This is a genomic window from Paenibacillus sp. GbtcB18, from assembly GCF_019091125.1.
In the GTDB taxonomy this organism is placed as follows: Bacteria; Bacillota; Bacilli; order Paenibacillales; family NBRC-103111; genus Paenibacillus_F; species Paenibacillus_F chitinolyticus.
In genome coordinates this window covers 1-312 of the sequence record NZ_JAGXJX010000214.1, presented here as the reverse complement: position 1 = coordinate 312, position 312 = coordinate 1, and the positions used below count along the sequence as shown (strand labels likewise).

Genomic DNA, 312 nt, shown 5'->3' with positions numbered 1-312 from the left:
TTTTTTTCTTTTGCATTATTAGAAGTTGGTTTATGTGTATGAAGAAGATGTGCAAAGTTATAGTAGGATTATTATTTGGTATAATATGGTCAGATTACATAAAAGGAATGAATGGCATGAGGATAAAAGTGAAAATAAAAAAAGCGAAGAAAAGCACCAGAATTCTGGCCTTCATCGCACTAATTGGGTTATTCGTTACTGACATGATCGGAAACTTATATTTAAGTGCAGGGGCAGTACTATTTGCGTTGGCCTTAATAGCAGCAGTTATTACTGATATGGTCGGTAGTTTTATAAAGTCTTGGAGAGAGA

At 34.0% G+C, this 312-nt stretch carries 1 protein-coding gene; it reads left to right on the top strand.

What is annotated here, in order from left to right; all coding sequences use genetic code 11:
• Positions 1-38 precede the first annotated feature (38 nt).
• Positions 39-312 (top strand): hypothetical protein (locus KVT34_RS30070; protein ID WP_217563274.1); only part of this gene is annotated, 274 nt, incomplete at its 3' end.